This window comes from Paenibacillus castaneae (assembly GCF_002884445.1).
GTDB classification, from domain to species: Bacteria; Bacillota; Bacilli; order Paenibacillales; family Paenibacillaceae; genus Pristimantibacillus; species Pristimantibacillus castaneae.
This window is the reverse complement of the sequence record NZ_KZ614144.1, coordinates 4,646,984-4,663,679: the sequence shown is the minus strand read 5'-3', so window position 1 is coordinate 4,663,679 and position 16,696 is coordinate 4,646,984. Positions and strand designations below refer to the sequence as shown.

General features: G+C 45.5%; 14 protein-coding genes. 12 read left to right on the top strand and 2 right to left on the bottom strand.

Features of this window, described 5'->3' with window-relative positions:
• The first annotated feature begins 10 nt into the window (after positions 1-10).
• The 4 genes from CEF13_RS20920 to yajC are packed head-to-tail and all read left to right on the top strand — an operon-like array spanning position 11 to position 4,672.
• Complete coding sequence (locus CEF13_RS20920) at positions 11-2,125, top strand: SpoIID/LytB domain-containing protein (RefSeq protein ID WP_102713632.1); 2,115 nt, start codon at positions 11-13, stop codon at positions 2,123-2,125.
• A 10-nt stretch (positions 2,126-2,135) separates the two neighbouring features.
• Entirely contained in the window at positions 2,136-3,182 is a 1,047-nt protein-coding gene (queA, locus tag CEF13_RS20915) for a tRNA preQ1(34) S-adenosylmethionine ribosyltransferase-isomerase QueA (protein ID WP_102713630.1), read from the top strand.
• Between the two features lie 24 nt (positions 3,183-3,206).
• A complete protein-coding gene (gene tgt / locus CEF13_RS20910; RefSeq protein ID WP_102713628.1) occupies positions 3,207-4,340 on the top strand; it encodes a tRNA guanosine(34) transglycosylase Tgt in 1,134 nt (377 codons plus the stop codon).
• A gap of 14 nt (positions 4,341-4,354) precedes the next feature.
• Positions 4,355-4,672, top strand: a complete 318-nt coding sequence (yajC, locus tag CEF13_RS20905) for a preprotein translocase subunit YajC (RefSeq protein ID WP_102713626.1) — start codon at positions 4,355-4,357, stop codon at positions 4,670-4,672.
• A gap of 62 nt (positions 4,673-4,734) precedes the next feature.
• On the opposite strand, the gene CEF13_RS20900 is transcribed toward yajC, so the two are convergent.
• Entirely contained in the window at positions 4,735-5,133 is a 399-nt protein-coding gene (locus CEF13_RS20900; protein ID WP_102713624.1) for a TIGR04086 family membrane protein, read from the bottom strand.
• Between the two features lie 231 nt (positions 5,134-5,364).
• Between CEF13_RS20900 and CEF13_RS20895 the strand changes: the two genes are divergently transcribed.
• Positions 5,365-6,126: a YetF domain-containing protein gene (locus CEF13_RS20895; protein WP_243864377.1), complete on the top strand. Its 762-nt coding sequence runs from the start codon at positions 5,365-5,367 to the stop codon at positions 6,124-6,126.
• Between the two features lie 55 nt (positions 6,127-6,181).
• On the opposite strand, the gene spoVB is transcribed toward CEF13_RS20895, so the two are convergent.
• Positions 6,182-7,738: a stage V sporulation protein B gene (spoVB, locus tag CEF13_RS20890; protein WP_102713620.1), complete on the bottom strand. Its 1,557-nt coding sequence runs from the start codon at positions 7,736-7,738 to the stop codon at positions 6,182-6,184.
• Positions 7,739-7,962: 224 nt separating this feature from the next.
• Between spoVB and CEF13_RS20885 the strand changes: the two genes are divergently transcribed.
• The 7 genes from CEF13_RS20885 (at position 7,963) to CEF13_RS20855 (ending at position 16,674) form a co-directional block, all read left to right on the top strand.
• Positions 7,963-8,202 carry a post-transcriptional regulator gene (locus tag CEF13_RS20885; RefSeq protein WP_102713618.1) on the top strand — a complete coding sequence of 80 codons (240 nt, stop codon included), beginning with the start codon at positions 7,963-7,965 and terminating at the stop codon, positions 8,200-8,202.
• A gap of 183 nt (positions 8,203-8,385) precedes the next feature.
• On the top strand, positions 8,386-9,618 hold the full coding sequence (gene secD / locus CEF13_RS20880; RefSeq protein WP_102713616.1) for a protein translocase subunit SecD: 1,233 nt from the start codon (positions 8,386-8,388) through the stop codon (positions 9,616-9,618).
• Positions 9,608-10,528 (top strand): protein translocase subunit SecF, encoded by a 921-nt coding sequence (gene secF / locus CEF13_RS20875; protein WP_102713614.1) that lies wholly within the window; start codon positions 9,608-9,610, stop codon positions 10,526-10,528. Before secD ends, secF begins: the two co-directional genes overlap by 11 nt.
• Before the next feature lie 225 nt (positions 10,529-10,753).
• Entirely contained in the window at positions 10,754-11,671 is a 918-nt protein-coding gene (locus tag CEF13_RS20870; protein ID WP_102713612.1) for a cation diffusion facilitator family transporter, read from the top strand.
• A 32-nt stretch (positions 11,672-11,703) separates the two neighbouring features.
• Complete coding sequence (gene recJ, locus CEF13_RS20865) at positions 11,704-13,719, top strand: single-stranded-DNA-specific exonuclease RecJ (protein WP_102713610.1); 2,016 nt, start codon at positions 11,704-11,706, stop codon at positions 13,717-13,719.
• Positions 13,720-13,765: 46 nt separating this feature from the next.
• Positions 13,766-14,293, top strand: a complete 528-nt coding sequence (locus CEF13_RS20860) for an adenine phosphoribosyltransferase (RefSeq protein ID WP_102713608.1) — start codon at positions 13,766-13,768, stop codon at positions 14,291-14,293.
• A gap of 200 nt (positions 14,294-14,493) precedes the next feature.
• On the top strand, positions 14,494-16,674 hold the full coding sequence (locus CEF13_RS20855; RefSeq protein ID WP_102713606.1) for a RelA/SpoT family protein: 2,181 nt from the start codon (positions 14,494-14,496) through the stop codon (positions 16,672-16,674).
• Positions 16,675-16,696: the final 22 nt, after the last annotated feature.

Sequence of the window (16,696 nt, the reverse complement as noted above, 5' to 3'; positions counted from 1 at the left end):
AGCAAAGACGATGAGAACCAATTGGCCTTTTAAGCGATTAATGATAATGACAATTGCAATGATGCTGCTAGCATCTACGTGGACAGCTTCTTCATCACAGGCGGCAGTGCCTAAACTGGATAACATTCGTGTCGCCTTGTTCATGCAGTTAAGTGGAGTTGAGACAACGCCTGCGACTACATTCTCTTCGGCTAGCGAGATGGGAATTGGAATGAGACAGCCGGATGGCATTAGCAATTGGTTTACTGCTCCTGCTGCTTCACAAATTCGCATTGCAGTTGATGATTATAAGGTGAAGCTGTTTGAATCCACAAGCTTTGCAGCAGCTCTAGCTGTTACCAAAAGGGTGCAGGCGGCGAGCGGAGCAGCTTTCCTGACTTCATTATCCAAAAACGGAGCTATTACCTATCAGGTTGCGGAAGGTACATATGCAACGGCGGCTGAAGCAGCGGCTGCACAAACCAAGTGGAACGCTGATAGCGAGCTGGCCAAGTTGGTTAGCGGATTCAAGTCGGTGACGCAAGGACCGCTTCATCTTGAAACAGAGCCGCTGGCAAGCAAGGAGGCCGCTATAGCCGCTGCAAGCGGATTCGGCGCAATAGGCTTGGATGCGTATGTTGCGGTGCGTGCGCCGCAAGCTGGCACAGCCAGCTACTCCGTAATGGTCGGTGCAGCGGTTACTGAAGCTGAACTGCAAATTGCTAAGTCAGCAGCAGCAAAAGCGCCTTATGGCGCAAATTTGACGGAGGCTGACACGCAATCGCCTTATATGCTGCTTCGTTACGATCATACTGTCAGTGCCAAAGCCGAGCAGAGCTTAGAGCTTTATATGTTCGCAGGCAATTCGGCGAAGGTGATCATTTCATCTGGGAGCCTTGAACCTATTAAGCTTAACGAACGAAGTAATCGCACTTATCGCGGATTATTTGAGCTTAGCGTGTTTAATGGGAAAATGGCTGTCGTAAATGAACTTCCTTTCGAAGAATACTTATATTCGGTAGTTGGAGTAGAGATGTATCCGACATGGCCGGCAGAAGCACTCAAAGCGCAGGCAGTAGCGGCTCGCACCTATGCCTTAAATAAAGGATTCGGCTTTCAAATCGCTCATGTCGTGGATACAACCTTGAGCCAAGCTTATTATGGAACTGGCTCAGAGCGTCCATCGACAATTGCAGCAGTAACCGATACCGCGGGTGAGGTCGCGCTTTATAATGGAAAAGTAATTGAGGCGCTATTCTCGGCTAACGGCGGTGGAATGACGGCCGATGCGAAAGAAATTTGGAATAATTCAGTTGCTTATTTGCAGCCAGTGAAAAGTCCCGACAGTTCCTCGGAAGTCGGTTTGAATAGCTGGTATAGAGTTGTACTGCCGAGTGGAGGCATTGGATATATTCGCGAAGATTTGCTGGATGAAACGAATCTTAAGACTGCGGCTGGGAGCCGTATACTGAAAGTGAATACAAATGGCACTAAAGTGCGCAAGCACCCCCTAATCCAAGATTCGGTAGCATTAATTGGCCAAGTGGACAGCGGAACACAAGTGGTTGTATTAGAAAAAACGGTTGAATCCAACTCTATGTCTTGGGTGCTGGGACCTTATACGCCGCAAGAAATGCAGACTGCTATTAATGCAAGAGCTGTAACGAAGCTTAACTCGGCTGTTCGATCTCTAGAAATCAGCCAAACCGGCGCATCAGGCCGAGCGATCGAAATCATGGCGAACGGACAAAAGGTTGATGTGAAAAATCCGGATGGATTCCGTGCTGCCTTAGGCGTACAAGGCTCACTGCCGAGCACATTATTCAAGATAGAGGAAACGGCTAAAGTTACAATGCTTGGCGCACGTTCCTCCTTAAGAACGAAGCCGTCAGACAATGCACCGGTTTATACAATTAGCGCAGGCGGCAAAGTAACAGAAGCAGCAGGCACTAACCTCTTTATACTTGACAAAAACGGAGTGGTTCGAGCATCTACGAAGGAGCCTTCCTTCCGTTTTATAGGAACTGGCAACGGTCACGGCGCCGGTCTATCGCAATATGGCGCGTTGAGCATGGCACAGCAAGGGTATGACTATCAATATATTTTGAAATACTACTATAAAGATGTAACTATCGCTAAGGAATGATTAATACGATATGAACGTAAATTGGTTTGATTTCGAATTGCCGGAACATTTAATTGCTCAGACACCATTATTGGATCGGACAGCATCAAGATTGCTTGCATTAAACAAGCAAACGGGTGAATTGACGCATAACACTTTTACAGATTTAGAGCAGTATGTTGGAGAAGGAGATGTGCTCGTATTAAATGATACGAGAGTTATTCCAGCGAGACTTACAGGCATCAAGAGCGACACGGGGGCTAAGGTGGAGCTGCTCCTTCTAAAGCAGCTGGAGGGTGATAGCTGGGATGCGCTTGGCAAGCCTGCCAAACGCTTAAAGATTGGAACTGCACTATCCTTCGGAGATGACGGAAACGGCAATCCTTTGCTAAGAGCCGTTATCGAAGCAGAGGGCGAGATGGGCGGAAGAACAGTTCGCTTCGAATATGAAGGCATATTCCAAGAGCTGCTGGACCGTCTCGGAGAAATGCCGCTGCCGCCTTATATCAAAGAAAGATTAGAGGAACGGGAACGGTATCAGACCGTTTATTCCAAGCATGCGGGTTCAGCTGCCGCACCAACGGCAGGCCTTCATTTCACTGATGAATTCCTGAAGAGGCTTCAAGCGAAGGGCGTGAAGCTGGCCTACGTCACGCTTCATGTGGGACTGGGTACGTTCCGCCCCATGTCTGTCGATCTTGTTGAGGATCATGATATGCATGCAGAGTATTATGAACTGGATGAGCATAATGCGACAATTATTAATGAAGCCAAGCTAAGCGGAGCGCGTATAATTGCTGTAGGGACAACCTCATCTAGAACATTGGAAACATTGGCGGCACGTTTCGGCGATGGACCTCTTGAAGCATGCAATGGCTGGACGTCTATCTTTATTTTCCCCGGCTATACGTTTAAGCTTGTCAATGCGCTGCTAACTAATTTTCATTTGCCGAAGTCTACCCTTGTCATGCTTGTAAGCGCACTTGCTGGACGAGACGCAGTCATGCGGGCATATGAAGAAGCAATAGCTAACGAATATCGCTTTTTCAGCTTTGGCGACGCCATGTTTATTTATTAATTAGGAATAGGAAGCGTGAATGTTGTGGCTATAAAATATGAATTTATTAAACAATGTAAGCAATCGGGAGCGCGTCTTGGACGTATCCATACTCCTCACGGCATTATTGAAACGCCGACGTTTATGCCCGTTGGCACGCAGGCTACCGTGAAGACGATGAGCCCTGAAGAACTTAAAGCAATGGAAGCACAAATTATTTTGAGCAACACGTATCATTTATTTTTGCGTCCAGGACATGAAATTGTAAGAAATGCCGGAGGACTTCATAAGTTTATGAATTGGGACAGACCGATTCTAACAGACAGCGGCGGCTTCCAAGTGTTCAGTTTGAGTGAAATGCGTAAAATTACAGAAGAAGGCGTTCATTTCCGTTCCCATCTAAACGGCGACAAAAAATTTCTGTCTCCTGAAGTGGCGATGGAGATTCAGAACGCGCTTGGTTCGGATATTATGATGGCGTTTGATGAATGTCCACCGTTCCCAGCTGAGCATGACTATGTGAAGAAATCGCTGGAGCGCACAACTCGCTGGGCAGAAAGATGCTTGGAAGCACATGCTAGACCTCATGATCAAGGGTTATTTGCGATTGTTCAGGGGGGAATGTACAAAGATTTGCGTATTCAAAGCGCAAACGATTTGACTTCCATGGATTTCCCGGGGTATGCTATTGGTGGACTGAGCGTAGGGGAGCCAAAGCATTTGATGTATGAAGTGCTTGATTATACCGTTCCCATACTGCCAACGAATAAACCCCGTTATTTAATGGGTGTTGGTTCGCCGGATGCGCTTATCGAAGGCTCGATCCGCGGTATCGATATGTTTGACTGCGTTCTCCCAACACGCATCGCAAGAAATGGGACAACAATGACAAGCCAAGGCAGATTAGTTATTCGAAACGCGAAATACGCTGAAGATTTCGGTCCTTTAGATCCCGAATGCTCGTGCTACACTTGCACCAATTATTCAAGAGCATATATTCGGCACTTAATAAAAGCAGATGAGACATTCGGCATGAGGCTGACAACTTATCACAATTTGCATTTCTTGATTCAACTCATGAAGGACGTTCGGCAAGCGATTATGGAAGACCGGCTGCTTGATTTCCGGGATTCCTTCTTCAAAAGCTACGGACTTTACGATAATGAGAAAGGATTTTAAAAGGAGGGGTCTCTATGTGGCTAGCAGCTGATGCAGCAGGCGGAAGTGGAATTATTGGAATGATATGGCCGTTTGTTCTTATGTTTGCGGTATTTTATTTCTTATTAATTCGTCCGCAGCAGAAAAAACAAAAACAGCGTTCTTCTATGCTGAACCAATTGAAAAAAGGCGATAAAATTTCAACAATTGGTGGTTTGCACGGTACTGTAGTAGAGTTGACTGATGATACAGTAGTACTTCGTGTCAATGATACAACAAAAATGACTTTTGAGCGCAGTGCAATCAACCAAATCATTACTTCAGCACCAGCAGTAGCATTAGAAAAAGAATAATAAAATAAAAAGCGGCTGACATCGTTAGATGTCAGCCGTTTTTTATTGCATTTTAAAATGAATTACGTTTGTCTCCGCATATTTACGCCGATCATACCGCCAAAGGCTCCGATGAGAAGCGCAGCTGCGAGAAGGAGAACGCTGTTCATGGATAAAGAAGCGTTTGAAGCTAGAAAGCTTACCAAAATAATTAGTAACCCGTACAATAATCCAAGTAAGGCACCGTTGTACCAGCCTTTTCGTTCCGAACGCTTCCCGGCTGTATAGCCTCCTGCTAAGGATGCCATGGAGTGAATGACGAAGGCTGATGACGAAAGATTGCTCTCCTTCATATCCGTGAAATGTAATAGCAGAGAGAGCAGCAGTGCGCCTGCAGCAAGCCAAACAATAGAAAATAAAATGCCGGCGAGCAAAGGTGATGCGATTAAAGGCGGTTTAGGAGCTTGTTTTACCGAACTCATTAGATTCCCTCCCAGTGCTAGGCACGTATTATTAAACCATATGGTCAAGCCCGTTAGATTAGTACAACCTAAAGAGAATCCTCAAATATTTGTTTTTGTTCAAGCAAAGCCTGTTGCCATAAATTCGTTCAACTCCCTTAGTATGATGTTCTAACACATAGGTGAGAATAGCTTTACGGACAAATACAGCCGACACCAGCTGTTATGACTAAGTCGAGGAGGCGGTTTCCGTTGGAATTTTGGAGCCTGTTGTTCCGGACAGTGATCATTTATTTCGTCGTATTTCTGATCATGCGCTTAATGGGCAAGAGAGAGATCGGCAAGCTTTCTGTATTTGACCTTGTTATTTCAGTTATGATTGCGGAAATTGCAGTTATCGTAATTGAAGATATGGAACGGTCAATGTGGAGCGGGTTGATGCCGATGTTCGTTTTGCTATTAATTCAAACATGCAGTGCTTTTATGACGATGAAAAGCCGCAGGCTGAGGCTTCTATTTGATGGAAAGCCCAGTGTTATTATTGACAAGGGTAAAATAAATAGTGATGTTATGCGGAAGCAGCGCTATAATCTTGATGATTTGATGCTGCAGCTTCGTGAGAACAAAGTTAGTGCTTTATCGGATGTGGAGTTTGCTATTCTTGAAACAAGCGGTAAACTTTCTGTCATTCTGAAGGAGCAGCCTGAATCATCTAAACAATCAAGCGGCAATGAATCGGAAGGTGTAAATAATGCAGCAGAACAGAGGCTTAAGCAGTATGACCAGACTAAAATTATACCGCCCAAGTATCGTTTTGAAATATTGCCGATTCCGCTGATTATGGACGGAAAAGTGCAAAATGGCAATTTAGAAAAGCTGGAGAAAACCAGATTTTGGCTTAAAAATGTACTTCAGGAAGAAGGCGTTTCGGATTTCAAGGACGTTTTCTTTTGTACGATTGATCATAAAGGAAAGCTGTTTGTTGATTTGCAGGAAAGAAAACCGCGAAATTAGGAAGGGCAAAAACCTTCCTAATTTCGCGGTTTTTTTTGTACTTTGTATGATGCTCTTATTTAAACCATTGTCCAAATAAAGGAATCCGCCTAACGTCATGTCGATCAATAATATTCATGATGACCATGAGCAATAAATAGATGATAACTCCTGCAGCACATGCGAGAATCAAATTAATCCATTCTGCTGGCAAAGGCTGCTGATTCATCGTAAAGCGAGCGGACGCACCCATAATAACCATTGCAGCACCAACCTTCACGAAATCAAGAAACTTCATGCGGAAGCCAATAAATTTAAGAACTGCGATAGCGTGCAGGACAGTGACAAGAACGATATTAACATTAATAGCAATTAATGCGCCGTATATGCCAAATTCAGGATCTGAAGCAAGCATTACGATCATAACGAGTTTGACTACAGCACCAATTAAAGTATTAATAAGTGCAGTCGCTGGCTTGTCGAGCGCTTGCAGCGCTGCTTGCAGTGGAGCTTGCAAATATACGAAAATTCCGATCGGTGCCATTAACTGGAGCATAGGTGCTATTTCTGCATGATTATAAAGAATTCGGCACAGCGGTTCTGCGAACAAAGTCATGACCACGACGAAAGGGGCGCCTGATACGAGTGCAAGCCGCATGGACTGGTGAAGACGTTTATGAATTAGTTCTTTGTCTCCTCTAGCCGCTGCTTCCGATAAAGAGGGCACTAAAGAAACAGCAAGCGAATAGGTTAAGGCGGTTGGCAGCAGCAGTAGCGGAATGATCATGCCTTGAAGCGCACCGTATTGAGCTGTTGCAATGCCTGAAGCAATTCCGGCGGTCGCTAAGCTTCTTGCTGTAAATATGGTTTCAAGCAAATAGGATAGGGAGCCGACTAACCGGCTTGCAGTGACAGGAATGGAAATATTCAATAATTTCGACATTACAGGTTCTCTTTTGCCAGCAGGCAAGGATCCCAAAGGCTTGTGCGTTTTATCCAGATGCTTGTCGCGGTAATAGGTCCACATAATGACGGCCAAGCCGCCAATCTCTCCAATAACAACACCAAGCATCGCACCAGCTGCAGCCCATTCTACGCCGAAAGGCATTAATAAATAGGCAAAAGTAAGCGATGCGATAATACGGAGCAAAGTTTCCGTTGTTTGGGATACGGCACTTGGCACCATATTTTGTTTTCCTTGAAAATAACCGCGATAGACGGAAGCGATGCCATTAATGATAAGAAGCGGCGACATCACCATAAAGGTATGGTAGACTCGCGCATCTGGCAGCAGATGCTTCGTAATCCAAGGGGCAAACAAGAGCATTAATGCTGTCATTATTATCCCTAGTACAACAACAAAACTCATTGCAGCGCGAAAAATATATTTCACTCGAGTGGAATCACCCTGTGATTCAGCTTCAGCAATCCATTTGGCAACAGCAAGGGGGATGCCGCCTGTAATAATCGTCAGCATAACGATTAGAAAAGGATAACTAAGCTGGTATAGGCCAACGCCTTCTGCCCCGATAATGCGCGGGAGAGCGATGCGCGGTACAAAACCAAGCAGCCGATTAATGATGCCGGCGGCAAGTAAGATCATAGCGCCCTTTATAAATGTTTGCTTTGTCATAATGGATTGTCCTCTTCTCTTTCATAAAATAGCTGACCAGCTTCTGCTTGCGACTTATTAAAAGAAGCTGTTAGACAGGCCGTTACTCTTATCTTTATGCTTGGCATGTCCATTTCCATGTCAGTCATTTTTATGAATCTAGCTGTGGTGGGAAGGAATATTGTGTTATCATAGCGAATAGATGCATGTAGATGAATAAAGTTTTCACTTTCAGGAGGCACAGCATGGCAGACGAAGAGTTAAGTCGTATAATCGAGGAGCTATGCAATAGCAAAGCCGCAGAATTTCATCTCATCGGGTATGAACATGTAACAGGGGAAGAAGTATGGGAATGTGTAAGTGAGAAATATGAAAAAAACGGTCAACCAGAGCTGCACCAGCTGGTAAACGATATTTTATCTCTAAAAGTGATGAAGTTTATGAATTTTATGACGATAAGTGCATATAAAGGAACCCAATTTTAAATGGATGGGTTCCTTTTTCTGTTCTTTCACATGAGCTTTAAGTGATTGGGAATTTCATGAAATACATATTTTTTTTATTTAATAGCTATACGTGGTATTCTATTATGGGTTATATTTTTTTTGACTCGTTTTTGCGCCATCTGTATAATAGGAATATTGAGATCATAAGGGGGATTCAGACGTATGTTTGGGAAGAGAATAGTTGCCTTCCTTGCGATCGTGGTCGTAATGTTTGGCGTTATCGCTTGGACAAGCCCAGCGATAGTAAAGGATGTTCGGCTAGGTCTAGATTTAAAAGGCGGATTTGAGGTTTTGTATGAAGCGGAGCCGCTTGAGGGCGGACAAGCTGTTACTCCTGAAACACTGAAGGAAACAGCAAGAAGCTTAGCATCACGTATCGATGAGCTTGGAATTGTTGAACCGGAAATTACGACTGAAGGAACCAACCGGATTCGGTTGAGACTTGCCGGTGTAACGAATGAAGACGAAGTAAGAAAATTGCTAGCTAAGCCAATTAACCTAACTTTCCGCGCTCCTGACGGCACGATAGAGCTGGATGGCAGCGATTTTGTGCAAAACGGCGCTGGAGTTGGCTACGACAATTTAGGAAAACCATTCGTAACCATTAAGCTTAAAGATGGTGCGAAATTCGAAGAAGTTACCGGAAGATTGATAGGCCAATATCTGGCTATATATTTGGATGATGAAGAGCTGTCGAGACCAGGTGTTTCGCAAGCCATTCCTGGTGGTTCGGCTACGATAACAGGAAATTATACAAATGATGAAGCAAAGGCACTGAGAGATACGATTAACCTCGGTTCCCTGCCGCTTAAGCTGGTTGAGAAATATACGCAAAGCGTTGGGGCAAGCTTAGGTCTTGCTTCTTTGAAGGATACCGTTGAAGCGGGCATTATCGGCACCATTATTATATTGGTGTTCCTCATTATTTTGTTCCGTATTCCAGGTGTTGTCGCAGGGATTACAGTCATTACTTATGTATGGCTGCTGCTCATAGTGTTCAATTTAATGAATGCCACGTTAACGCTGCCAGGTATCGCCGCCTTCGCCCTCGGGGTCGGTATGGCAGTAGATGCCAATATCATTATGTACGAACGGATTAAAGAGGAGATTCGAAGCGGTAAAAGCTTGCTGTCTTCCTTGAAGGCTGGCTCGAAGCATTCCATGCGTACCATTATGGATGCTAATATTACGAACATAATCGCAAGTGCCGTGTTGTATTATATCGGCAATGGCGCTATTCGAGGCTTTGCTTTGACGATGATCTTCAGTATTCTCATTAGTATGGTAACAAATATTTTCTTCTCGCGTTTCTTACTCATGCTGATTATTAAGAGTAATCTGTTTAATAAACCTAGTTACTACGGCGTAAAGGAGGCAGAAATCCGTGAACTTTAATACTAAAATTCGTTTCGACTTTGTAGGAAACCGCAATAAGTTCTTTCTGTTCTCAATTGCGTTGACGGTAATCGGTATTTTGTCTTTGCTCATTTTTAATTTGAATCTCGGCGTTGATTTCAAGGCTGGTACAAATATGGATATATCAGTAGGCAAAGCCGTATCACAACAGGAAGCAAAAGATATACTTACACAAATTGGCATTGAAGGGGTTACGCCTACAGTTGGCGGCACTGGCAACCAACGCGTGTCGGCACGTTTCGATGAGGTACTGGCGCAACCGAAAATTGTTGAAATTCAAAATGCGTTTAAAGCAGCATATGGCGATCAAGTATCGGCTGAAGTAAACGTTGTATCACCGGACATGGCACGGGAGCTTGGGATTAAGACGATCTGGGCAGTGCTCATTGCCAGTGTAGGGATTATGATTTATGTTATGATCCGCTTTGAATGGCGGTTTGCGCTCGCTGCGAACATTGCGATTCTATACGATGCATTTGTCGTGGTAGCGTTGTTCTCGATCTTTCGGTTGGAGGTCGATCTGCCGTTTATCGCGGCTGTATTGACAACCATCGGTTATTCCATTAATGATAAAATCGTTATTTTTGACCGAATTCGCGAGAATCTCCGCTTCGGCAAATACAAAAACCGCGATCAACTGTCTGAGATGGTAAATGCGAGCTTATGGCAAACCATGGAACGTAACATCTATACTGTATTAGCAGTGTTAGTTATCGCAGTATGTTTGTTTGTATTCGGAAGCCATTCGATCAAGCTGTTCGCGCTTGCGAAAATTATTGGTCTTACGAGCGGTGCTTATTCTTCTATCTGTATTGCAAGCCCGCTTTGGCTGCTGCTTAAAGGTAAGGAAAAGCCAAAGGTTGCCGTTAAGTCTTCAACATCGTCTTAATCATTAAGAATATGCTTACGAGAAAGGTTTCACATTCGTGAAACCTAAGATTATGCTTACGAAGTAGGTTTCACATTCGTGAAACCAAAGAATATGCTTACGAAGTAGGTTTCACATTCGTGAAACCTAAGATTATGCTTACGAGGTAGGTTTCACATTCGTGAAACCTAAGAATATGCTTACGAAGTAGGTTTCACATTCGTGAAACCTTGTAGGAGGTACAGAATGTCAACCACACAGCGATATGCAAAAGCAGAGTCCGCAAGCTGGGCCGGCTTATGGGGAAACATGCTGCTGGCTCTATTTAAAGGTTTGATAGGATGGTTGTCAGGAAGTAAGGCGCTGCTTGCGGATGCATTTCGGACGGCTGCAGAGGTTGCGGGTGCGATGGCTGCTGTATCCGGATTGCGTGCGAGCCGCAAACTTAAAACAGCAAAGCAAAATGCGGCTGTTGAAAATGATCATGTACAAGAAGAGGCGGCGACAACGATTATGTTGTCAGTCGTCCTTCTCATCATAGGTCTTGAAATTGGAATTTCAGCTATTCGGGATATTTCGGCCGGCGTTTCAGAAGCACCTCATTGGATTTCAGTCGCAGCCATTTTTGGAGCATTCATTGTGCAACAGCTATTCTTTCCTTCCAAAGCTAGGCTGAGCGGGTTATACTGTTCCCTTGCCGCTTTCGTTGGAGCTGGAGGCGCGATGGTTGGCAAGCTGCTAACCATGCCTGCTCTTTATTATTTCGATCCTGCAGCAGCGCTTGTTATAGCGGCTATCGTTCTATACAATGGCTTTCGGATGGCGACGAGCTTCTCTCGCAGAGCGATAAAGGAAACGGCAGAAGAGGAAGATCCAGACGAGCTGATGCAGCTTGTGCAGCGGGTGGATGGAGTTATAACTGTTCAATCATTACGCGCGAAAGAACATGGACATTATGTTATTGCTGAAATCGTCATTAGTGTTAATCCGCGACTTTCTGTTCTAGAAGGACATGAGATTGCTAAGCGGGTAAAGCAGCTTGTTATGAAAAAATTCATACATGTCACAGATGTATCGATTTATGTTGAGCCTTATGATCCTGGTTATCCATACAAGTCCAATCATGATCCTAATCAGGAGCAGATGCCGACACTGCTGCAATAAGAACTGCCGACAGCAGGAGAGGAGATCGCAACATGATTAAAAGGAAAACACGCTGGGCTGTAGCACCGTGGTCTGAGAGTAATGAAAGTCTGGCCAAAAATCTAGCTTTGCAGTTGAAGCTTCCGCCTCTCGTTTCCCGATTGCTTGTACAGCGCGGGTTTGCGGAGGCGGAGGCGGCAGAGCAGTTTTTAAGAGGTGGACAAGAGCTATTCCATGATCCTTTTTTGCTGTTAGGCATGAAGGAAGCGGTTGAACGCATTAAGCTTGCTGCAGAACGTAATGAGAAAATTAGAATTTATGGAGATTATGACGCGGACGGTGTGTCTAGCACGTCATTGCTCGTTTTTCTGTTTCGCTTATTAGACTATGATTTCGACTATTATATCCCGCATCGTTCGGTTGAGGGTTACGGATTGAATCGCAAAGCAATTGAGCTTGCAGCGGATGACGGCATACGATTGATCGTAACGGTCGATACTGGCATCAGCGCAGTTGACGAAATTGCATACGCCAAGGAGCTTGGCATTGATGTGGTTGTTACCGATCATCATGAGCCTCCTGAACAAATCCCTAACGCAATAGCAGTCGTTAATCCGAAGCAAGAGGGATGCAGCTATCCCTTTAAAGGGCTTGCTGGTGTCGGTGTAGCCTTTAAGCTGGCACATGCTATGCTTGGACGTCCTCCATTGGAATGGGCTGATATTGTCAGCTTAGGCACAATTGCCGATCTTATGCCCCTGATCGATGAGAATCGAATATTGGTTCGCTATGGCCTTGAACGCTTGCGAAGCAATACGAGAACGGGATTCCAAGCATTAGCTGAGGCCGGCGGGATTGAGCTGGAGGGATTAACAGCGACCGGTGTAGCATTCGGTATGGCTCCGCGCATTAATGCAGCTGGCCGACTGGATCATGCCAAGCGTGCGGTTGAGCTGCTGACAACCGAGGACTACGACAATGCCATTCTGGCAGCGGCTGGGCTGGACAACTTAAATAAGGAACGACAGCGCATCGTGGAAAGCATTGTCAAGGAAGCGGAAGAGCAATGGATGGCCAAATGTACAGAAGCTGAAACAGCAGGCCTTGCATCGCCTTCAGTGATCGTCCTGGCAGGTGAAGGCTGGAACGTAGGGGTTATTGGCATTGTAGCTTCCAAGCTGCTTGAACGTAATTATAAGCCGGTTATTATACTTGGTATAGATGGGCAAACAGGGATGTGCAAGGGCTCAGCGCGTTCCATAGAAGGCTTTGATCTTCATAAGGCATTAACCGCTTGCGATGAGCTGCTCGATCACTATGGCGGACATCAGGCGGCGGCAGGCATGAGTCTTCATCGCGATCAGCTCGCCTTGTTTGAACAAAGACTATGCGAGTTATCGACGGAATGGCTGACGCCTGATGACTGGATACCAAAAACAACGGTTGATCTTATATGCTCGGTTGGCGAAGCAACGCTCGATACGATTACGGAGCTATCGCTTCTTGAGCCGTTTGGCATGGGCAATCCTTCGCCTCGGCTTCTATTCCAAGGTGCTGAGCTTGCTGACCGTAGAGCGATTGGCAAGGAGTTTAAGCACTTAAAGCTTTCACTTGGCAGCGGACGCCGCTTGCTGGATGGTATTGGCTTTAGTATGGGTATGCTGGCGAATGAGCTTCGTCCTGGATGTAAAATTGACGCGATTGGCGAATTGTCAGTCAATGAATGGAATGGTCAACGGAAGCCCCAACTGCAGCTTCATGACCTTCACTACGATCCCGCTGCGGAAGAAACGTTCCCAGAACGCGAGCAATTTGGAGTTGTGTACCAGCAGCTAAGAAAGCTGGGATCAGCACCTGTGCGTGGATTGGAAGAACGTTTATCGAAGAGCTGCGGATTATCTGTAGAAATGGTGCAGCTTATGCTCGATATCTTCGAGGAACTGCAATTTATCGAACGGTCTAATGGATATATGGTTGCGGCAGCAGCGCCGCAAAAAAGAGATTTATCATCATCTAAGCGCTATGTACTGGCAAAACAACAGTCAGAGCAGTCGCGAGTATCGGTATAAGTAATTCATAAAAAGATAATGCTGAAATGGAAAGGGTTGACAGAATATGTCGAACACAACTTACAATTTTAAAGATTACATCCGGGTAATTCATGATTTCCCGCAGCCAGGAATCCGTTTCAAAGACATTACAACGCTGCTAAAGGACGGAGGAGCTTATCGCGCTGCTATTGAGGAAATGCGTGCAGCTGTTCAAGACCTTCAAATTGATATTATTGCTGGACCTGAAGCTCGCGGCTTCGTAGTTGGAGCGCCGCTGGCATTAGCATTGGGCGTAGGCTTTGCTCCTATTCGCAAGACTGGCAAGCTGCCAGGCGAAACGATTACAGCGACCTATGATTTGGAGTATGGCAAGGATGAGCTTGCTATGCACAAAGATGCCATCACACCAGGCCAACGTGTACTGATTGCTGATGATTTGCTAGCAACAGGAGGAACGATTGCAACTTCGATCAACCTCATTCGTCAGCTTGGCGGCAATGTGGTTGGCGCAGCGTTCTTGATCGAGCTGTCTTATTTGACTGGTCGCGAGAAACTTGACGGAATCGACGTATTCTCGTTGATGACTTACTAATAAGAAGAGCGGCGCAAGTCGGCTCGAAAATGACCGCCTTTGGCCTAATACGCATCCAGCGTGAGGAAAAGGCGGTTTTATTTTATTCATGCAGGGCTCCAGCAGTTGACGTAACACCATTATTACAGGCATAATATTATAAAAACTCGGAAAACGCATGAATGGGATCCGCCAGGAGTGTATTCAGAAAGGGACGTTTCATGGGCATTGAGCATTTACTAGAGAAGGCATCCGCCTATATGAAAGAGCAGGACCTTATACGCATCCAGGAAGCCTATGATTTTGCGGAGCAAGCTCATCACGGACAAGTGCGGAAATCGGGAGAGCCATATATATTGCACCCCGTTGCGGTTGCGGAAATACTTGTTGATATGCAAATGGACGTGCTGTCTATTATTGCGGCATTGCTTCATGATGTCGTTGAAGATACGACGGTGGACCTAAAAACGGTTCATTCGAAATTTGGCGAAACCTGTGCGATGCTGGTAGACGGTCTAACGAAGCTCGAGAAAATTCAATTTCGTTCCAAAGAAGAACAGCAGAACGAAAATTATCGTAAAATGTTTGTCGCAATGGCGCAGGACATACGCGTTATTCTCATTAAATTAGCGGATCGACTGCATAATATGCGGACGCTTAAATTTCAATCAGAGGAAGCACAGCGTCGTATTGCTTATGAAACGCTGGAAATTTTTTGTCCGATCGCTCATCGTCTTGGTATATCGGCTATCAAGTGGGAAATGGAAGATATTGCGCTTCGATACTTGAACCCACAGCAATATTACCGTATTGCTAACTTGATGAAGAAGAAGCGTGCGGAACGCGAGCAGTTTATTGCAGATGTCATCTCGCGCATTACGGAGAAGATGGAAGAAATGGGCATCGAAGGCGATATTTCGGGACGCCCTAAACATCTATACAGCATTTACAAAAAAATGACCGACCGCAATAAGCAATTTACTGAAATCTACGATTTGCTTGCTATTCGCATCATTGTGGAAAACATCAAGGATTGTTATGCGACACTCGGAATTATCCATACACTATGGAAGCCGATGCCAGGCCGCTTTAAGGACTATGTGGCGATGCCGAAGGCGAATATGTATCAATCGCTTCATACGACAGTAATAGGACCAAATGGAGAGCCTACAGAGGTTCAGATTCGAACATGGGATATGCACCGCACCTCCGAGTACGGAATCGCGGCCCATTGGGCATACAAGGAAGGCTCGCTTGTGCCGGGCGGCAACTTCGAGGACAAAATGTCATGGTTCCGCGAAATTTTGGAGCTTCAACAAGAAGCTCGAGATGCGTCAGAATTTATGGAATCCTTGAAGATGGATTTTTTCTCCGACTTGGTGTTCGTATTTACGCCAAGCGGCGAGGTTATTGAGCTGCCAGCGGGTTCCGTACCGCTTGATTTTGCGTACCGAATCCATACAGAAGTTGGCAACCGGACGATTGGCGCGAAGGTGAACGGTCGCATTGTTCCGCTCGATCATAAGCTGAAGACCGGCGACATCGTTGAAATTTTAACGTCCAAGCATTCTTATGGTCCAAGTCAGGATTGGGTGAAGATTACACAATCCTCGCATGCGAGAAGCAAAATCAGGCAATGGTTTAAGAAGGAAAGACGTGAGGAAAACGTTGCTAAGGGCAGGGATTTGCTTGAGCGGGAGCTGAAGCGCCTCGGTCTTGAGCCGTTTGTATGGCTTACGGAAGATAAGCTGCAGGAGGCTGCGGCCAAATTTGCTTTTAATGATACAGAAGATATGATGTCGGCTATTGGCTTTGGCGGCATTACGGCAGCTCAAATTTGTACCAAGCTAACCGAGAAGATGCGCAGGGAAGCTGAGCTTGCGAGCCAAATAGAATTAACGAATGAAGTAAAGGAAATAAAGTCGCCGGGGAACCGGAAGACAAGACTGAATCAAGGCGTGACGGTTAGGGGAATTGATAATTTGCTCGTCCGTTTTGCACGCTGCTGCAACCCTGTGCCTGGTGATGACATTATCGGCTACATTACACGCGGGCGCGGAGTATCCGTCCACCGAATGGATTGCCAGAACATCCCGTTTGGCGACCAAGGCGAAGAGGGCGATCGCGTTATTGAGGTTGAATGGGAAGAGTCCATTGAGGCTAATTATAGCGTGGACATCGAGATAACAGGCAGTGACCGCAGAGGGCTTCTAAACGAAGTGCTGCAAGCTGTATCAGAGAGCAAAACGAACATATCTACCGTAACCGCTCGGACGGTGAAGAACAAAATGTCTTTGATCCATATGACGGTGCTTATTAGCAATGTGGATCATTTATCAGCGGTCGTTGAAAAAATAAAACGTGTTCAGGACATTTATACGGTGCAGCGTATTATGCAATAATAGGGAACTGCATGCAGTATAC

Bases quoted from the DNA above. Each gene is read 5' to 3' on its own strand.
- queA (WP_102713630.1), top strand. From the start codon at position 2,136: ATGAACGTAAATTGGTTTGATTTCGAATTGCCGGAACATTTAATTGCT.
- CEF13_RS20870 (WP_102713612.1), top strand. From the start codon at position 10,754: ATGTCAACCACACAGCGATATGCAAAAGCAGAGTCCGCAAGCTGGGCC.
- secD (WP_102713616.1), top strand. From the start codon at position 8,386: ATGTTTGGGAAGAGAATAGTTGCCTTCCTTGCGATCGTGGTCGTAATG.
- yajC (WP_102713626.1), top strand. From the start codon at position 4,355: ATGTGGCTAGCAGCTGATGCAGCAGGCGGAAGTGGAATTATTGGAATG.
- CEF13_RS20860 (WP_102713608.1), top strand. From the start codon at position 13,766: ATGTCGAACACAACTTACAATTTTAAAGATTACATCCGGGTAATTCAT.
- spoVB (WP_102713620.1), bottom strand. From the start codon at position 7,738: ATGACAAAGCAAACATTTATAAAGGGCGCTATGATCTTACTTGCCGCC.
- CEF13_RS20920 (WP_102713632.1), top strand. From the start codon at position 11: ATGAGAACCAATTGGCCTTTTAAGCGATTAATGATAATGACAATTGCA.
- CEF13_RS20885 (WP_102713618.1), top strand. From the start codon at position 7,963: ATGGCAGACGAAGAGTTAAGTCGTATAATCGAGGAGCTATGCAATAGC.
- CEF13_RS20900 (WP_102713624.1), bottom strand. From the start codon at position 5,133: ATGAGTTCGGTAAAACAAGCTCCTAAACCGCCTTTAATCGCATCACCT.
- recJ (WP_102713610.1), top strand. From the start codon at position 11,704: ATGATTAAAAGGAAAACACGCTGGGCTGTAGCACCGTGGTCTGAGAGT.
- CEF13_RS20855 (WP_102713606.1), top strand. From the start codon at position 14,494: ATGGGCATTGAGCATTTACTAGAGAAGGCATCCGCCTATATGAAAGAG.